The sequence below is a fragment of the Nocardioides cremeus genome (genome assembly GCF_030518195.1).
GTDB classification, from domain to species: Bacteria; Actinomycetota; Actinomycetes; order Propionibacteriales; family Nocardioidaceae; genus Nocardioides; species Nocardioides cremeus.
On the sequence record NZ_JAULSC010000014.1, the window covers coordinates 88,938 to 106,058 of the forward strand.

16 protein-coding genes are annotated in these 17,121 nt (G+C 71.9%); 4 read left to right on the forward strand and 12 right to left on the reverse strand.

Features of this window, described 5'->3' with window-relative positions; translation table 11 throughout:
- Positions 1 to 96: 96 nt before the first annotated feature.
- Genes QWJ41_RS14015 through QWJ41_RS14030 form a run of 4 tightly spaced genes read right to left on the reverse strand, consistent with a single transcriptional unit; the run spans position 97 to position 3,357 of the window.
- Positions 97 to 495: a VOC family protein gene (locus tag QWJ41_RS14015; RefSeq protein WP_302709033.1), complete on the reverse strand. Its 399-nt coding sequence runs from the start codon at positions 493 to 495 to the stop codon at positions 97 to 99.
- Positions 496 to 528: 33 nt separating this feature from the next.
- On the reverse strand, positions 529 to 978 hold the full coding sequence (locus QWJ41_RS14020; protein ID WP_302709034.1) for a DUF5709 domain-containing protein: 450 nt from the start codon (positions 976 to 978) through the stop codon (positions 529 to 531).
- 59 nt (positions 979 to 1,037) lie between these two features.
- Positions 1,038 to 2,084: a mechanosensitive ion channel family protein gene (locus QWJ41_RS14025; RefSeq protein ID WP_302709035.1), complete on the reverse strand. Its 1,047-nt coding sequence runs from the start codon at positions 2,082 to 2,084 to the stop codon at positions 1,038 to 1,040.
- 34 nt (positions 2,085 to 2,118) lie between these two features.
- Entirely contained in the window at positions 2,119 to 3,357 is a 1,239-nt protein-coding gene (locus tag QWJ41_RS14030; protein WP_302709037.1) for an ROK family transcriptional regulator, read from the reverse strand.
- 185 nt (positions 3,358 to 3,542) lie between these two features.
- Here QWJ41_RS14030 and QWJ41_RS14035 point away from each other — a divergent pair, with 185 nt between their 5' ends.
- The 3 genes from QWJ41_RS14035 to QWJ41_RS14045 are packed head-to-tail and all read left to right on the forward strand — an operon-like array spanning position 3,543 to position 6,737.
- On the forward strand, positions 3,543 to 4,649 hold the full coding sequence (locus QWJ41_RS14035; RefSeq protein WP_302709038.1) for a substrate-binding domain-containing protein: 1,107 nt from the start codon (positions 3,543 to 3,545) through the stop codon (positions 4,647 to 4,649).
- Positions 4,649 to 5,473 carry an ATP-binding cassette domain-containing protein gene (locus QWJ41_RS14040; protein ID WP_302709039.1) on the forward strand — a complete coding sequence of 275 codons (825 nt, stop codon included), beginning with the start codon at positions 4,649 to 4,651 and terminating at the stop codon, positions 5,471 to 5,473. The genes QWJ41_RS14035 and QWJ41_RS14040 overlap by 1 nt, the downstream gene beginning before the upstream one ends.
- On the forward strand, positions 5,466 to 6,737 hold the full coding sequence (locus QWJ41_RS14045; RefSeq protein WP_302709040.1) for a sugar ABC transporter permease: 1,272 nt from the start codon (positions 5,466 to 5,468) through the stop codon (positions 6,735 to 6,737). Before QWJ41_RS14040 ends, QWJ41_RS14045 begins: the two co-directional genes overlap by 8 nt.
- A 117-nt stretch (positions 6,738 to 6,854) precedes the next feature.
- Here the strand turns inward: QWJ41_RS14045 and QWJ41_RS14050 are convergent, their stop codons facing one another.
- Genes QWJ41_RS14050 through QWJ41_RS14060 form a run of 3 tightly spaced genes read right to left on the reverse strand, consistent with a single transcriptional unit; the run spans position 6,855 to position 12,756 of the window.
- Positions 6,855 to 9,398: a bifunctional FO biosynthesis protein CofGH gene (locus QWJ41_RS14050; protein WP_302709041.1), complete on the reverse strand. Its 2,544-nt coding sequence runs from the start codon at positions 9,396 to 9,398 to the stop codon at positions 6,855 to 6,857.
- Between the two features lie 59 nt (positions 9,399 to 9,457).
- A complete protein-coding gene (locus QWJ41_RS14055) occupies positions 9,458 to 11,557 on the reverse strand; it encodes an MMPL family transporter (RefSeq protein WP_302709042.1) in 2,100 nt (699 codons plus the stop codon).
- A gap of 50 nt (positions 11,558 to 11,607) precedes the next feature.
- Positions 11,608 to 12,756, reverse strand: coding sequence for an acyl-CoA dehydrogenase family protein (locus QWJ41_RS14060; RefSeq protein ID WP_302709043.1), 1,149 nt, complete (start codon positions 12,754 to 12,756; stop codon positions 11,608 to 11,610).
- Positions 12,757 to 12,853: 97 nt separating this feature from the next.
- Between QWJ41_RS14060 and QWJ41_RS14065 the strand changes: the two genes are divergently transcribed.
- Positions 12,854 to 13,585, forward strand: coding sequence for a MerR family transcriptional regulator (locus QWJ41_RS14065; protein WP_302709044.1), 732 nt, complete (start codon positions 12,854 to 12,856; stop codon positions 13,583 to 13,585).
- Between the two features lie 19 nt (positions 13,586 to 13,604).
- Here QWJ41_RS14065 and QWJ41_RS14070 read toward each other — a convergent pair whose 3' ends face one another.
- The 5 genes from QWJ41_RS14070 to QWJ41_RS14090 form a co-directional block, all read right to left on the reverse strand.
- Complete coding sequence (locus QWJ41_RS14070; protein ID WP_302709045.1) at positions 13,605 to 14,048, reverse strand: ferritin-like domain-containing protein; 444 nt, start codon at positions 14,046 to 14,048, stop codon at positions 13,605 to 13,607.
- A gap of 73 nt (positions 14,049 to 14,121) precedes the next feature.
- Positions 14,122 to 14,781: a methionine ABC transporter permease gene (locus tag QWJ41_RS14075; protein ID WP_302709046.1), complete on the reverse strand. Its 660-nt coding sequence runs from the start codon at positions 14,779 to 14,781 to the stop codon at positions 14,122 to 14,124.
- Positions 14,781 to 15,860 (reverse strand): methionine ABC transporter ATP-binding protein, encoded by a 1,080-nt coding sequence (locus tag QWJ41_RS14080; RefSeq protein WP_302709047.1) that lies wholly within the window; start codon positions 15,858 to 15,860, stop codon positions 14,781 to 14,783. Before QWJ41_RS14080 ends, QWJ41_RS14075 begins: the two co-directional genes overlap by 1 nt.
- Positions 15,861 to 15,867: 7 nt before the next feature.
- Entirely contained in the window at positions 15,868 to 16,833 is a 966-nt protein-coding gene (locus tag QWJ41_RS14085) for a MetQ/NlpA family ABC transporter substrate-binding protein (RefSeq protein ID WP_302709048.1), read from the reverse strand.
- Between the two features lie 97 nt (positions 16,834 to 16,930).
- Positions 16,931 to 17,121 (reverse strand): hypothetical protein (locus QWJ41_RS14090; RefSeq protein WP_302709049.1); only part of this gene is annotated, 191 nt, incomplete at its 5' end.

Genomic DNA, 17,121 nt, shown 5'->3' on the forward strand with positions numbered 1-17,121 from the left:
GTCGTTGTAGATTCATCTTCAGAACCGCCGGAGACCCGAGACTCCGGCGGTTCTTTCCATTTGCTGGTGTTTCAGGGGTGCCGGGCGCGCCGGGCGTCAGCCCACCAGGACGACCTCGACCTCGAAGCCCTCCGAGCTCTCGACGTAGAGCGCCGTGTGCTGCTCCCCGCCGGCGTGGGGGTAGCGGTCGGCGAACATCTCGTGCCACCCGTGCGCGGTCGACTCCGCACGCATCCGGTCGAGCAGGGCGCGCGAGTCGACGCACAGGGCGAGGTGGTTGACCCCCGCCCGCATCCGGTCGTACCCCGCGTCGTGCTGGTCGGGGGAGTGCTCGAGGAAGAGGTAGGTGCCGTCGGGGTGGCACCACGACGAGCCCGGGAGGTCGACCTCCCAGCCCAGCTCGCCGAGGAGCCAGCCCCACTCGTCGACGGCCCGCTCGAGGTCGCCGACCCACAGGTCGAGGTGGTGCAGGGCCCGGGACGGCTGCTCGCTCATGCCCGGGACCCTATGCCCACCCGCGGTGGCGCGTCAGGCGTCGGCGGGGTCGTCGGGGATCACGTGCACCGCGGCCTCCTCGGCCGACGCGGCCGCACCGTCGATGCCGACGTCGTCGCCGACCAGGTCCTTCTCGACGTCCTCGCCCAGGCCCTCGTCGGGGTCCACGAGGCGCCCGGCCCGCTCGTCGCCGACCTCGCCGGCGACCTGCTCGCGGTCGGCCTCGGCCTCGGCCTGGGCGTACGGGTCGGGCTCGGGGACCTCCTGGGCCACCCGCTGGTCGAGCGACTCGCCGACGGCCTCCTCGTAGGGCGTGTTGCCGAAGCCCTGGGCGGGCGAGTACTTCTCGGGCGGCGAGTAGCCGCGGTCGAGCTGGTCCTCCACGTCGCCGTCGGCGAGGGTGTCCTCGCCGGTCAGCTGGTCGCTCTCCTCGACGGAGTAGTCGCCGTAGGTGTCGTCCTGTTCGTTCGGTCCGGTGCTCATGCCTCCACCGTAGCCACGCGGCGGAGCCCACCGTCCCACCCGTTCGGGGCCGTGAGGGCTCACTGCTCGTCGAGCAGCAGGCGCTGCACGGGCAGCGCGTCGGGCTGCTGCTCGCGCACCCACGCGACCAGCTCCTCGCGCACGTGGCAGCGCAGGTCGTAGAGCGTGGGGGCGTCGTACGACGTCACCAGGATCCGCACCCGCACCCAGCCGTTGACAGCGCCGGTGACCTGCACGTGCGAGACGCGCCGGTCCCACATCTCGCCGGCCCGCTCCATCACCGAGGGCAGGTGCTCGCGCAGCGCGTCGACCCCGATCCGCCAGTCGAGGTCGAGCTCGACGGAGCCCATCAGCTCGGAGTTCTTGCGCGTCCAATTCTGGAAGGGCGTGGTGGTGAAGTAGGTCGAGGGCAGGATCATCCGGCGCTCGTCCCAGATCCGCACCACGACGTAGCTCAGGGTGATCTCCTCGATGGTGCCCCACTCGCCCTCGACGATGACGGCGTCGTCGACCTTGACGGCGTCGTTGAAGGCCAGCTGCATGCCGGCGAAGACGTTGGCCAGCATCGACTGCGCCGCCAGGGCCGCGACGACCGAGATCAGGCCCGCCGAGGCCAGCACGCTCGCCCCGATGGTGCGCACGGCGGGGAAGGAGAAGAGGATCGCGCCGATGGTCACGATGGTCACCAGCGCGATCGTGAGCCGGCGCACCAGCAGCACCTGCGTGCGCACCCGCCGGGCCAGCCGGTTGTCGCGCACGTCGGTGCGGGTGCGGCCCAGGGTGAGGTCCTCGGCGAAGAGCAGCACGGCCGTCAGCAGCCACCCGCCGGTCCCGATCGCCAGCACCCGCAGCGACAGCGCGCCGGCGTCCCACCAGGTCGCCCAGTCGGAGGAGGGGTCGGGTCGGACCCCGGCGACCCAGCCGCTCACCGCGAGCAGCAGGACCAGCGCCCGGAACGGCAGCCTGGCCGAGTGGGCCAGGCGCGACGCGGGCGGCCAGCGGCGCGCCAGGAGACGCACCACCAGGTGCGTGACCACGATGACGGCGAGCGCCCCGGCGAGCACGGAGCCGGCGGCGAGCAGGGCGTTGGTCCAGGTGACGGCCATGCGCCCCATCGTGCAACGGGCGCGACCGGGAGCCTCAGGCCCCTCTGGGTGAACCGTGGGCCGCGACGGAGCCCTCGCCGACCAGCTCCGTGCGGTCCGCAGCGAGCAGCGCGGCGCCCAGGAGGCTGGCTCGCTCGCCCAGCTCGCTCGCGAGCACGGGGGTCTGCGCGACGGCGCTGAGCGCGTGGCGGCGCAGTCCGAGCCGGGCCGACTCGAGCAGCAGCTCGCCGGCGCGGGCCATGTCGCCGCCCACCACGACCACGTCGGGGTTGATCAGGTTCACGATGCTGGCCAGGCCCCATCCGAGGTGCAGGCCGGAGTCCTCGAAGACCCGACGAGCAGCCACGGAGCCCGACGTGGCGGCCTCGATGATGTCGTCGAGCGTGGCCCCGGGCAGCTGGGCCGCCATCAGGGCCTGCACGGTCTCGACCGAGGTGTAGGCCTCGAGGCAGCCACGGCTGCCGCACCGGCACACGGGCCCCTGCTCGTCGAGCGTCAGGTGCCCGATCTCGCCGGCGGTGCCGCGCGCGCCCCGGAACACCTCCCCGTCGATGATGATGCCGGCGCCGGCGCCGGAGGAGATCTTGATGAAGACCGAGGTGCGGTGCCCGCGCGCCACGCCGCGGCGGTGCTCGGCCAGCGCGCCGAGGTTGGCGTCGTTCTCGATCGAGACCGGCACGCCGAGGTGCTGCTCGGCGGCCCGGCGGGCGTCGACGCCCTCCCAGCCCGGGAAGATCTCCGAGGAGCTGATGGTGTCGTCGGTGACGGGTGCGGGCAGGCCGAGTCCGACGTGGTGCAGGCTCTCGGGCAGCCGGCCTTGGAGATGGGGCAGGCCCAGCTCGTCGGCCAGCCCCAGCGCCATCCGGTGCGCCTGGTCGAGCGCGCTCGCGTGGTCGAGCCCCGCGGCCATCCTGCTCCGGCTCTCGCCGAGGGGACGACCCGCGGTGTCGGCCAGGGCGACGGCGACGTGGCTGTGGCCGAAGTCGATGCCCAGGACGTGGCCGGCGCCGGGGCCGATCCGCACCGACGACCCGCGGCGTCCGCTGCCGGGATCGGACTCGAGCAGGCCGGCTGCGCCGAGGTCCCGCACGATGTTGGAGATCGTGGCCGGGGCCAGGCCGGTCGCCCTGGCCAGCTCGGCCTGGGTGAAGCTGTCGGCGTCGTGGTCCGGGCTCGCCTCGGGGTGCTCCAGGGGGCGCCCGCGCAGGACTGCGAGCACGCGACGTTGGTTGGCGGTGCGCAGCGACGCGGTGGACCCGGGGGCGGAGCTCATGGTGCGAACTGTGACCCACGCCGCATCGTGCGGTCAAGGAGTTTCCGGCATGTCATGACCACAACAGGACGCTTGCAGGAAAATCCGAGCGTTTTGTGTTCAGGTCTTGACGACTACGGTGTGACGCCTGACACTCGACCCAGACCGTCGTGGCCGTCCGGCCCCACCAGCTCGAGGAGATCCCCGTGTTCACATCCCTGCCCCGCGTCGCGGCGCTCGCGACCGCCATCGTCATCGGTGGTGCCGGCCTGTCCGCCTGTGGCGCCAACGAGGCGCAGACCTCCGGTTCCGACGAGGGCTCCTCGGGCTCCGCCGGCGGCAAGATCGCGCTGCTGCTGCCCGAGTCCAAGACCACGCGCTACGAGGCGTTCGACAAGCCGCTCTTCGAGGCGAAGGTCGCCGAGCTCTGCAGCGAGTGCGAGGTCGACTACTTCAACGCCGACCAGGACGAGCAGAAGCAGGCCCAGCAGCTGACCAGCGCGCTGACCGCGGGCGCCGACGTCGTGGTGCTCGACCCGGTCAACGGTGCGGGTGCCACCGGCATGGTCGCCGAGGCCCAGGGCCAGGACGTGCCGGTCATCGCCTACGACCGCTTCATCGAGGGCGCGGACTACTACATGTCCTTCGACAACGAGACCGTCGGCCAGATGCAGGGCGAGGCGCTCATCGAGGCGATGGACGACCAGGGCAGCATCCTGATGCTCAACGGTGCGCCCAGCGACCCCAACGCCGCGCAGTTCAAGGCGGGTGCCCACAGCGTCCTGGACTCCAGCGGGGTGACGATCCTCGAGGAGTACGACAACCCCGACTGGAGCCCCGAGAACGCCCAGCAGTGGACCAGCGACCAGCTCAGCAAGTACAAGCCTGCCGACATCAACGGCGTGTACGCCGCCAACGACGGCCAGGCGGGCGGGGTCGTGGCGGCCCTGACCGGCGCCGGTGTCTCCCGTGACTCGCTGCCCCCGATCACCGGCCAGGACGCCGAGATCGCTGCGATCCAGCGCATCCTCGCCGGCGAGCAGGCGCTGACCATCTACAAGCCGATCCCGATCGAGGCCGAGACCGCGGCCGAGGTGGCCGTGGAGCTGGCCACCGGCGAGGAGGTCGGCGAGACCACCGACACCGGCGTCACCCAGAGCGACTACAACGGCGTCACGTCCTACATCTTCGAGCCGATCGCGGTCACCCAGGACAACGTCGCCGACACGGTCATCGCCGACGGCTTCTACGACGCCTCCGACATCTGCACCGGCGACTACGCGAAGGCCTGCCAGGAGGCTGGCATCTCCTGATGAGCACCACGACGACGCGACCGGTCAGGGACACCCACGTCCTGTCCCTGACCGGCATCAACAAGCGGTTCGGCGCCGTCCAGGCGCTCACCGACGTCTCGCTGCAGGTGGCCGCCGGTGAGGTGGTCGCCCTGGTCGGCGACAACGGCGCCGGCAAGTCCACGCTGGTCAAGGTGATCGCCGGGGTCTACCAGCCCGACGGCGGGGACATCACCTTCGCGGGACGCAAGGTCACCGTGGGCGGTCCCAAGGACGCCCAGGCCCTCGGCATCGCGACCGTGTTCCAGGACCTGGCGCTGTGCGACAACCTCGACGTCGTCGCCAACCTCTTCCTGGGCCAGGAGCGGACGACCGGTCCGGTGCTCGACGAGATCGAGATGGAGAAGGAGTCGTGGCGGCTGCTGCGCACCCTGTCCGCCAAGATCCCCTCGGTGCGGATCCCCATCGCCGCGCTCTCAGGCGGTCAGCGCCAGACCGTCGCGATCGCGCGGTCCCTGGTCGGCAAGCCGCAGGTGGTGATGCTCGACGAGCCCACCGCCGCGCTGGGCGTCGCCCAGACCGCGGAGGTGCTCAACCTCGTCGAGCGGCTGCGCGAGACGGGGCTCGGGGTCATCCTGATCAGCCACAACATGGCCGACGTCCAGGCGGTCGCGGACCGCATCGTCGTCCTGCGCCTGGGACGCAACGCGGCCGAGTTCCGCACCGAGGACGTCTCCACCGAGGAGCTGGTGGCAGCGATCACCGGCGCCTCCGACAACGTCGTGACGGCCCGCGCGCAGCGCACCGCCGACTCCCAGACCCACCCGGAGGCCGGCGATGAGTGAGACCCTCGACCAGCGCAGCGACGACGCGACCAGGTCCGTCGTCGCTGCCGACGCGGCCGACGAGCGGCTGATCCGGCACCAGGGGCTGCAGGGCTACCTGCACTCCACCTGGGCCCGCCTCAAGGGCGGCGAGCTCGGGATGCTGCCGGTCGTCTTCGGCCTGATCGTCATCTGCCTGGTGTTCCAGCTCAACGAGCCGACGTTCCTCTCGAGCCGCAACCTGGTCTCGATCACCCAGTTCGCGGCGCCCACCGGCGTCATCGCGCTGGGCATCGTGCTGGTGCTGCTGCTCGGCGAGATCGACCTGTCGGTCGGCTCGGTGTCGGGCTTCGCGGCCGCCACCATGGCGGTGCTCGTCGTCAACGAGGGTCTGTCGCTGGTCGTGGCGATGCTCGCGGGCGTCGGTGTCGGCCTGGCCATCGGGTGCACCTACGCGTTCCTGTACGTCAAGGTCGGCGTCCCGAGCTTCGTGTTCTCGCTGGCGGGCCTGCTGGCCTTCCAGGGAGCCCTGCTCTACGTGCTCGGCGACCAGGGCACCATCGTGCTGCCGCAGGACTCGGGGCTGCGCGAGTTCGCCCGCGACAGGTTCCTGACCGATGCCCAGGCCTACGCGCTGGTCGCGCTCGTGGTGCTGGTCTACGTCGGCTCCAAGCTGCTCGACATCCGTCGTCGCAAGGCGGCCGGCCTGACCCCCGGCAGCCCGGTCGGCGTCGCGGTCAAGGCCGCGCTGCTCGGCCTGGGACTCGGCTACCTGACCTACTACCTGGGCATCGACCGGGGCTGGAGCTACCTGCCGGTCCTCTTCGCCTTCCTCGTGGTGGTGATGGACTTCGCGCTGCGCCGCACCCGGTGGGGACGCCACGTCTTCGCCACCGGCGGCAACGAGGAGGCGGCGCGCCGCTCGGGCATCAAGGTGACCAGGGTCTACGTCTCGGTCTTCGCCCTGACCTCGTCGTTCGCCGCCCTGGGCGGCATCCTGTTGGCCGGGCAGCTGACCTCGGTCTCGCAGAGCAGCGGCACCACCGACACCAACCTGACGGCCATCGCCGCCGCGGTCATCGGCGGCACCAGCCTCTTCGGCGGGCGCGGATCGGCGTACTCGGCGCTGCTCGGCATCATCGTGCTGCAGTCGATCCAGAGCGGGTTGAACCTGATGAACGTCGACTCCTCGGTGCGCTTCATCGTCACCGGTGCGGTGCTGCTGCTCGCCGTGGCCATCGACTCGGTCTCGCGTCGGGCCCGCTCCTCCAGCGGACGCGGTTAGCGCCCGCGCCGTCACTTCCGCACCATCGAGGCGTCAGTCCTGCACCCTGCGCGGGTGCGGGGGTGACGCCTCGGTGGTGCAGGACCGACCGGTGGGTGGTGTGAAGGTGACTGCTCGTCAGCGGGGGGTGTAGAGGGTGGTGCGCTCGTGGACGGGGCGGCCGATGCCGGCACCCATCTCGCGCAGCTCCTCGACCGTCTTGGCCGAGCCGTGCTCGGAGCCGGCCATCCGGCTGATGGTCTCCTCCATCAAGGTGCCGCCGAGGTCGTTGGCGCCGGCGCGGAGCATGTCCTGGGTGCCCTCGACGCCGAGCTTGACCCACGAGGTCTGGATGTTGTCGATGCGACCGTGCAGCAGGATGCGCGCCATCGCGTGCACCGCGAGGTTGTCGCGGTGGGTGGGGCCGGGGCGCGCGACGCCGGCGAGGTAGATCGGCGAGGAGGTGTGCACGAAGGGCAGCGGCACGAACTCGGTGAAGCCGCCGACGCCCGCCTCGCGGGCCCGGTCCTGGATGCCGGCGAGCACCCGCAGGTGGCCCACCCAGTGCCGCGGGCTGTCGACGTGGCCGTACATCATCGTGCTGGTCGTGGGCAGCCCCACGCGGTGCGCGGTGGAGACGATCTCGACCCAGGTGCTGGCGGGCAGCTTGCCCTTGGTCAGCACCCAGCGCACCTCGTCGTCGAGGATCTCCGCGGCGGTGCCGGGCAGCGACCCCAGCCCCGCCTCGCGGGCCTTGATCAGGAAGTCCTCGATGGAGAGCCCGGTGCGCGCGGTGCCGTTGACGACCTCCATGGGGGAGAAGGCGTGCACGTGCATCTCGGGCACCCGCTGCTTCACGGCGCTGACCAGGTCGAAGTAGGCCGTCGCGGGCAGCTCGGGGTCGATGCCGCCCTGCATGCAGACCTCGGTGGCGCCGAGGTCCCACGCCTCGGCGGCCCGGTCGGCGACCTCGTCGAGGGAGAGCGTGTAGGCGTCGGCGTCGCTCCTGCGCTGCGCGAACGCGCAGAACCGGCACCCGACGTAGCAGACGTTGGTGAAGTTGATGTTGCGGTTGACGACGTAGGTGACGTCGTCGCCGACCGCCCGGCGGCGCAGGTCGTCGGCGAGGCGGCAGACCTCGTCGAGCAGCGCGCCCTCGGCGGTCATCAGGGTCAGCGCGTGCTCGTCGGAGAGCCCGCCCGGGTCGGACTCGGCGGCGGCCAGCGCCTCGCGGCCGTCGGCGTGCAGCACCGCGGGCGCGCCGGCCGGTGACGGCCTCGAGGTGCCGGCGGCGGCGTCGCGCACCGACTCCCAGTCGCCGTAGACCTCGCTGAAGTCGGAGCGCCGGTCGTCGGTGCGGCCGTCGGTGTCGACGGCCTCGTGCAGGTCGGTGCGCCCGGCCGACTCGAAGCCGCCGTCGGGCTCCTGCCACGCCCGGCCCTCCGGTCGTACGCCGTCGCGGGCCAGGCCGTCGGGGGCCGCCAGCGCAGCCACGTGACCGGCCACCCGTGGGTCGAGCCACGGCGCACCGTCGTGGAGGGCGGCGCGGACGTACTCGGGCTGCAGCGTGAGCCGGGCGGCGAGCCGGAACCCGGCGGCGTCGCTGATCTCGCGCAACCGCTCGAGGGAGGGCCAGGGCCGCTCGGGGTTGACGTGGTCGGGGGTCAGCGGCGAGACGCCGCCCCAGTCGTCGACGCCGGCGCCGAGCAGCGCCTGGCACTCCGTGGCGTCGACGAGGTTGGGCGGTGCCTGCACCCGGGCGCGCGGGCCGAGGACCAGGCGGGTGACGGCGAGGGCGGCGCGGTACTCGTCGAGGGCGAGGTCGTCGCTGTGCCGCATCGCGGTGTCGGGCTTGGCCCGGAAGTTCTGGACGATGATCTCGTGCAGCGAGCCGTAGGCCTTCATCACCTTGCGCAGCGCGAAGATCGTCTCGGCGCGCTCGGCCAGCGTCTCGCCGATGCCGACCAGCAGGCCGGTGGTGAACGGGATGGAGAGCCGCCCCGCGTCCTCGAGCACCCGCAGGCGCACCGCGGGGTCCTTGTCGGGGGAGCCGTGGTGGGCCTCGCCCCTGGTCTCGAAGAGCCGCCGCGAGGTGGTCTCGAGCATCATCCCCATCGACGGCGAGACCGGCTTGAGGCGGTTCATCTCCTCCCAGGTCATCACCCCCGGGTTGAGGTGCGGCAGCAGGCCGGTCTCCTCGAGCACCCGCACCGCCATCGCGCGCACGTAGGCCAGCGTCGAGTCGTAGCCCTGCTCGTCGAGCCACTCCTGGGCCTCGGGCCAGCGGTCCTCGGGCCGGTCGCCGAGGGTGAACAGCGCCTCGAGGCAGCCGAGCTCGGCGCCCTGACGGGCGATGTCGAGGATCTCGTCGGGCGACAGGTACGGCGCCCGGCCCTCGCGCGCCGCCTGGCCCGGGGTCTCGACGAACGTGCAGTAGTGGCACCGGTCGCGGCACAGCCGCGTCACCGGGATGAAGACCTTGGGCGAGTAGGTCACCACGCCGGGTCGGCCCGCGGCCAGCAGCCCCGCGTCGCGCACCTGCGCCGCCGCGGCGCACAGGCGGTCGAGGTCGGCGCCGGTCGCGGCCAGCAGCGCCTCGGCCTCGGCCACGTCGAGAGCCGCGCCGCGCTCGGCCCGGGCCAGCGCGCGGCGTACCTGCTGGGGGGTGGGCGCGGCGTTCATCACCGCACATTAACCCCCGGTCGGCGCGGCCCCCCGAGCCGGGACCACCGGTCGGGACGTCAGCCGGTGGCGTGGTCGGCGTGCTGGCCGCCCGAGGCCAGCCGGGAGGGCCACCAGGTGCGCGGACCGACCAGGTAGCAGACCGACGGCACCAGCAGCGAGCGCACCACCAGGGTGTCGAGCAGCACGCCGAAGGCGACGATGAAGGCGATCTGGGCCAGGAACAGGATCGGCACCACGCCCAGGGCCGCGAACGTCGCGGCCAGCACCACGCCGGCCGAGGTGATGACGCCGCCGGTGACCGAGAGCCCGCGCAGGATGCCCGGGCGGGTGCCCAGGCGCAGCGACTCCTCGCGCACCCGGGTCATCAGGAAGATGGAGTAGTCGATGCCCAGGGCGACCAGGAAGACGAAGGCGATCAGCAGGGTCGAGGGGTCGCTGGCCGGGAAGCCGAAGACGTGCTCGAAGACCAGTGCGCTGACGCCCATGGTCGCGCCGAAGGACAGCACGTTGGCCACGACCAGCAGCCCGGCGGCGGCCAGCGAGCGCAGCAGCAGCGCCAGCACCACGAAGATCACCACCAGGATCGCCGGGATCACCACGGCCCGGTCGCGGCTGGTGGTTTCCCGGGTGTCGAGCAGGGTTGCCGTGGAGCCGCCGACCAGGATGTCGTCGTCGACCTCCGACAGGTCCGCGCGCAATCGCTTGACCGTCTCGGTGGCGGCCTCGGTCTCGCTGCCGTCGGCCAGGTTGGCCAGCAGGACGGAGACCCCGTCGACGCTGCGCGGCTGCTGCGGGTCGTCCGCCTCGGGGATCGGCGCGATCGCCGGCTGCGGGCCCTCGCTCTGCTGGGAGACGCCCTCGTCGGCGCGCAGCACCTCGACGGCCTCCCCGATCCGGTCGGTCGGGACCACGATCTGCAGCGGGCTCGCGGTGTCGGCCTCGTAGTGGGCGTCGAGCACGTCCTGGGCGGCGACCGACTCCTCGGCGGTGAGGAACAGGTCGGTCTGGGGGACGGGGTCCTCGTCGAGGGTGAAGGCGAAGCCGGCGAAGACGGCCAGCACCAGCGTGGTCACCGCGGCCACGGCCACGGCGCGGTCGCGCACGAGGCGGGCCACCGCGCCCCACAGGCCCTCGGTGTTCTTGTGCTCGGAGCCGTAGGTCGGCACGAGCGGCCAGAAGGCGCGACGGCCCAGCAGCACCAGCGCCGCGGGCAAGAAGGTCAGCGAGACCAGCATCGCCGCGGCGATGCCCAGTGCGCCGACCGGGCCCAGGCCGCGCAGGCTGGCCAGGTCGGAGAGCAGCAGGCACAGCAGGCCCAGGATGACCGTCGCGCCGGAGGCGCCGATCGGCTCGACCACCGCGCGCAACGAGGCCCGCATGGCGTCGTACTTCGACTCCCGGTCCTTCAGCTCCTCGCGGTAGCGGGCCACCAGCAGCAGCGAGTAGTCGGTCGCGGCGCCGATGGCGAGGATGAAGAGGATGCCCTGGCTCTGGCCGTTGAGCGCGAGCAGGTCGGCCGAGGCCAGCGCGTAGATCACCGCGGACGCGGCGCCCAGCCCGAGCACGGCGGAGAACAGCACGACGAAGGGCAGCACCGGGGTGCGGTAGACCACCACCAGGATCACCAGCACGACCGCGAGCGCGACGACCAGGAGCAGGCCGTCGATGGCGCCGAAGGCCTTGACCAGGTCGGCGAGGATGCCGCCGGGGCCGCCGACGAGCGCCTCGAGGCCCTCGGGCGGGTCGTCGAGCACCGCCCGCAGCGCCTCGACGCGTTCGATGATCACCTCGCCGTCGGTGGTGGCCACCTGCACGACCAGCTGGGCCGCGTCGCCGTCGTCGGAGGGCACCGGGCCCTGCACGCCGGTGACGTCGTCGACCTGGCCCAGCTCCTCGGCGTACGCCGCGATCGCCTGCTGGTCGGAGCCCTCGAGGCCGCCGTCGCGCTCGAAGACGACCGTGACCGGGATGGTCTCCTGCTCCTGGAAGCCCGTGAGGGTCTCCAGGACCTGCGTCGACTCGGCGCTCTCGGGCAGGAAGGCGGCGTTGTCGTTCTCCTGCACGCTGCCGAGCTGGCCGGCGAACGAGCCCAGCGGCCCTCCCACGAAGACCCAGACGAGCACGATCAGCAGCGGCCAGACCCAACGTCGCTTCATGTCGCCAGCCTGCCAGAGGTCTCGGGAGGACCGACGGGTGAGGACCGGTCCTAGATGCCCAGCGCGCGCCCGATGATCTCCTTCTGGATCTCGGTGGTGCCGCCGTAGATCGTCTGGATGCGGCTGTCGACGTAGGCCTTGGCGATGGGGTACTCCATCATGTAGCCGTAGCCGCCGTGCAGCTGCACGCCCTGGTCGACGAGCTTCTTCTGCAGCTCGGTGGTCCACCACTTGGCCATCGAGGCCAGGCTGGCGTCGACCTCGCCGGCGTTGAGCTTGGTGACGCAGTCGTTGACGAAGGTGCGCGCGATGTAGACCTCGGTGGCCATCTCGGCGAGCGTGAACCGGGTGTTCTGGAACTTGCCGATCGGCTTGCCGAAGGCCTCGCGCTCCTTGACGTAGGCCAGCGACAGGTCGAGCACGTGCTCGCAGGCGGCCAGCGCGATGCAGGCGATCGAGACCCGCTCCTGGGGCAGGTTCTCCATCAGGTGGATGAAGCCGTGCCCCTCGGTGCCGAGCAGGTTGTCCTTGGGCACCTCGACGTTGTCGAAGAACAGCTCGGCGGTGTCCTGGGCCTTGAGGCCCATCTTGTCGAGGTTGCGGCCGCGCTCGAAGCCGGCCATCCCGGCCTCGACGACCAGCAGGCTGAAGCCCATGTGGCCGGCGTCGGGGTCGGTGCGCGCCACCACGATGACGACGTCGCTCATGATGCCGTTGCTGATGAAGGTCTTGGAGCCGTTGAGCACCCAGTGGTCGCCCTTGTCGACGGCGCTGGTGCGGATGCCCTGCAGGTCGGAGCCGGCGCCGGGCTCGGTCATCGCGATCGCGGAGATCAGCTCGCCGGAGACCAGGCCGGGCAGCCAGCGCTGCTTCTGCTCCTCGGTGCCCAGGGAGGAGATGTAGGGAACGATGATGTCGGTGTGCACGGGGAAGCCCAGCCCGCTGGCGCCGACCTTGGAGATCTCCTCGGCGACGATCGCGTTGTAGCGGAAGTCGCGCACACCCATGCCGCCGTACTGCTCGTCGACGTCGAAGCACAGCAGCCCGGCCTCGCCGGCCCTGCGCCACACCTCGCGGCTGACCTGGCCGTCCTTCTCCCACTGGTCGTGGTGGGGCACGACCTCCTTCTCCATGAAGGCGCGCGCCATGGCGCGGAAGTCCTCGTGCTCCTCGGTGTAGATCGACGTGGGCTGGGCCATGGGGTTGCCTCCGGTGTGGTGCCTGCCGCGGGTGCGGACCGTACGAGCAGAACTGTGACAGCAGAACTGTCACACTTCAAGCGTTAGGGTCGGGTCCATGACGGCGAGCACCCAGCTGGACGACGCGGACGCGCTGCTGACGGTCGACGAGCTCGCCGCCGCCGTCGGCCTGACGGTGCGCACCACGCGCTACTACGCCAGCCTCGGGCTGCTGCCCCCGCCGCTGCGCCGGGGCCGGGTCGCCTACTACGACAGCGTGCACCGCGCGCGGCTCGAGCTGGTGCGCGCGCTGCAGGAGCACGGCTTCACCCTCCAGGCCATCGAGCGGTACGTCGCCTCGGTGCCGGCCGAGGCGGGAGTCGAGGAGCTGGCGATGCAGCGCGCGATGCTGACCTCGTGGACCTCGCAGGTGCCCGAGGAGCTCGACCGTGCCGAGCTCGACGCCCGGGCGGGTCGCGCGCTGAGCGAGGAGGACCTCGGGCTGCTGGAGCGCCTGGCGCTGCTCGACCCGGTCGAGGGTGGTCGCTACCGGGTGATGCCCAACCTGCAGATCGGCCTCGACCTGCTGGCTCTCGACGTGCCCCCCGAGAGCGTGGGTGCCGCGGGCGACGCGATCACCCGGCACATGACCGCGCTGGCCGAGGAGCTGACCGACATCCTGCGCAGCGGCGTGCTGGCGCCGTACCGGCGCGGCGAGCACAGCCCGGCCGAGGCCGAGCGGATCGAGCGCACGCTGCCGCAGCTGCGTCGGCTGACCCTGGAGTCGGTGGTCGCCGGGTTCCAGCGCGCCGCCAACGCGGTGATCACCCGGTCGCTGGCCCGCGACTGAGGGCAGCGACGTCGGTGGCTCAGCCGGCGTCGCGGAGCGCCCTGACCTCGTCGCGCGCGCTGACGACGGCAGCGTGCTGGCGGCTCACGACCTCGCGGAAGCCGGCGCTGAGGTCGGCGTCGAGCGCCTTCTCGTACTCGGACACCGCGTGGTCCTCCCCGGTGAGCGCCGCCTCGAGGACCTTCTCGGCGTCGTCGCCGGTCAGGGCGTCCTTGAGCGAGATCCACCCGCGGTGCACGGCTGCTGCGACGGTGCCGCTCTCGTCGACGTCGTCGCCGTACTCGTGACCGAGCTCGACGATCTCGGCCTGGAAGTCCTTGCGCTGCTGCGCCAGGCGCTGCAGCGTCGAGGCCCACTCCGACCGGTCGCTGTCGCGGAGCTTCTCAGCGGCACTGGTGAACCCCTGCTCCCCGTCCTTCAGGGTCTCGACCAGCTCCTTGGCGACCTTCTCGTCCTGCGACATGTGCGCTCCTTCGGTGAGAGTGATGGCCAGCGGTTCCTACCCGCAGACCCGCCTCTTCAACCGTGGTCGCGGCTCAGCGCCGCATCGCGCGGCGGGCCAGCCGGTTGCCACCGAACTGGACCAGCTGCACGAAGGCGATGATCACCAGCACCGCGGCCCAGGTCACCACCGGGTCGAACTGCCGGTAGCCGTAGGTCAGCGCGAAGGCGCCCAGACCACCGCCACCGACCACGCCGGCGATCGCCGTCATGTCGACGATCGCGACCAGCACGAAGGTGTAGCCCAGCACCAGCGGACCGAGGGCCTCGGGCAGCAGGACGGTCAGGATCGTGCGCAGCCGGCCGGCGCCCATCGCGCGGGAGGCCTCGATGACGCCGGGGTCGACCGAGACGAGGTTCTGCTCGACGATCCGGCTGATGCCGAAGGTCGCGGCCAGGGAGAGGGCGAAGATGATCGCCCGGTTGCCGATCCCGATGCCGACCACCAGGCGCGCCAGCGGCTGCGCGGCGGCGATGAAGATGACGAAGGGGATCGGGCGGAAGAAGTTGACGACCAGGTTGAGGCCGACGTGCACGGCCCGGTTGGGCGTGATGCCGCCGGCGCGGGTCGTGTAGAGCAGCGTGCCCAGCAGCAGGCCGCCGGTGCCACCGATGCCGAGGGTGAGGGCGACGATGTAGAGCGTCTCCAGCGCGGCCTCGAGGAAGAGCGAGTCGAGCTCGATCAGGCGGTCCATCAGCGGGCCTCCGTCGGGTGGGTCTCGGTGACCTCGGCGAGGGTGGCGACGTGCGCGAGCGCCGCCGCCACGGCTGCGTCGTCGCCGGTCAGGGTGAAGGTCAGGTGGCCGAAGGTGCGGCCGCGGACGTCCTCGACGCCGCCGTGCACCAGCTCGAAGGCCACACCGCGCTCGATGAAGGCGGCGAACACGTCGGCGGGGGAGGCGTGCTCGTCACGGAAGGAGAGCGTCACCATCCGGCCCGGGTGCCGCTCGCGCAACCGCTCGAGCGCCCGCGGAGGCGGACCCTTCTCCACCAGCGTGCTGACGAAGCGCTGGGTGGCGGGGTGCTGCGGGTCGGCGAAGACGTCGTAGGTGTCGCCGATCTCGACGACACGGCCAGCCTCCATCACCGCCACGCGGTGGGCCAGCGAGCGCACCACCTCCATCTCGTGGGTGATCAGCACGACGGTCAGCCCCAGCTCCTCGTTGACCCGGCGCAGCAGCGCCAGGACCTCGCTGGTGGTCTGCGGGTCGAGCGCGCTGGTCGGCTCGTCGGCGAGCAGGATGCGCGGGCTGGTGGCCAGAGCGCGGGCGATGCCCACGCGCTGCTTCTGCCCGCCCGAGAGCTGCTCGACGTGGGTGTGCGCCTTGTCGGCGAGCCCGACGAAGTGCAGCAGCTCGGAGATGCGGGCGCGGTGCTGGTCCTTGGGCACGCCGGCCACCTGCAGCGGGTAGGCGATGTTGCCCCACACGGTGCGCGAGGTGAACAGGTTGAACTGCTGGAAGATCATCCCGATGTCGCGGCGCACCTCGCGCAGGTCGCGCTCCGAGAGCGCACTGACCTCGCGGCCGGCGACGCTGACGCTGCCGCTGGTGGGTCGGTCGAGCGCGTTGACCAGGCGCAGCAGCGTCGACTTGCCGGCCCCGGAGTAGCCCACCACCCCCAGCACCTCGCCCTGCGCCACGTCGAGGTCGACGTGGTCGAGGGCGTGCACCGGCGTCCCGCGCCGCGAGGCGGCGGGGAAGGTGCGGCTGACGTCGCTGAGCCGGATCAGCGGCTCGGCCGTCGGCCCGGTGCGGGTGGAGGTGGTGGGCACGGCGACCTCAGCCCTGCTGGTCGCGGGTGTCGGACTCGACCTCGGCGAGGATCGCGCGCAGGTCCTCGACCGGGGTGTCGAGCATGACCGCGGTGCCGCCGGAGACCTCCACGACACCCTCCTGCACGGCCTGGGTCTCCTGGTAGATCTCCACCAGGCGCTGGTACGTCGGGTCGTCGAGGTCGTCGGCCTGCGCCGCGAAGACGTTGGCGTAGGGCAGCGCCTTGGTGTCGTCGGGGTCGTCCTGGGCCAGCGCGTCGTCGAAGTCGAGGCCGGCGCGCTCCACGAAGTCGTTGTTGACCACGGCGCCGGCCAGGTCGTCGAGCGAGGTCGCGGTCAGGGCGGCGTCGAGCGCCTCGACCTGCACGCGTGAGGCCTCGGTGTCGATGTCGGCGAGGTCGGAGAAGATCGACCCACCGCTCTTCAGCTCGACCAGGCCGGCCGACTGCAGCAGCACGAGGGCGCGAGCCTGGTTGCTGGCGTCGTTGGGCACCGCCACGGTCGCGCCGTCGGGGATCTCCTCGACGGACTCGTACTGCTTGGAGTGCAGGCCCAGGGGGTAGATCGCGGTCGCGCCGATCGGCTGCAGGTCGTCGCCGCTGGCGATGTTGTAGTCGGCGAGGAAGACCAGGTGCTGGAACTGGTTGAGGTCGAGCTCGCCCTCGGCGACAGCCGGGTTGGGCTGGTTGTAGTCGGCGAAGTCGACGATCTCGACGTCGATGCCCTCGTCCTCGGCGGCCTGCTCGTAGGTCGCCCAGTAGGGGTCGCTGGCGCCGACGACACCGATGCGCACGGTCTCGCCGGCGGTCGCGTCGTCTTCGCCGCCGGTGGTGGCGACCACGACGCCGGCGATGACGGCGAGGGCCACGAGGGCGCCCAGCACGAGCGGCCAGCGTCGCCGGCTCGGGGCCTCGACGAGGTCGGGGCCGTCGGGGCCGTCGGGGGAGGAGGGGGTGGGGGAGGAGTCAGTCACGGGAGCGACCTTCCGGGTCAGCAACGGGGAAACGTGGCTACAACCGATGGGCGCCCACGACATTCCGGTTCCGGGCCTCCCGGCGCCGTCATCTGCGTCACACGAGGAGGAAGTCGAGCACCAGATAGGCGGACATCGCCGGGTCCTGCCCTCGTTGGTCGAGCAGCGACGAGCGCCAGCGAGGAGCGTCGCCGAGACCGGGTGACGTGCCCACGTGCCGTACGCCGGGTGGGTGCGGGGTCTCGGCGTCGCTCGAGCCTTCGGCCCTCGCTGCTCGACCCACGGGGC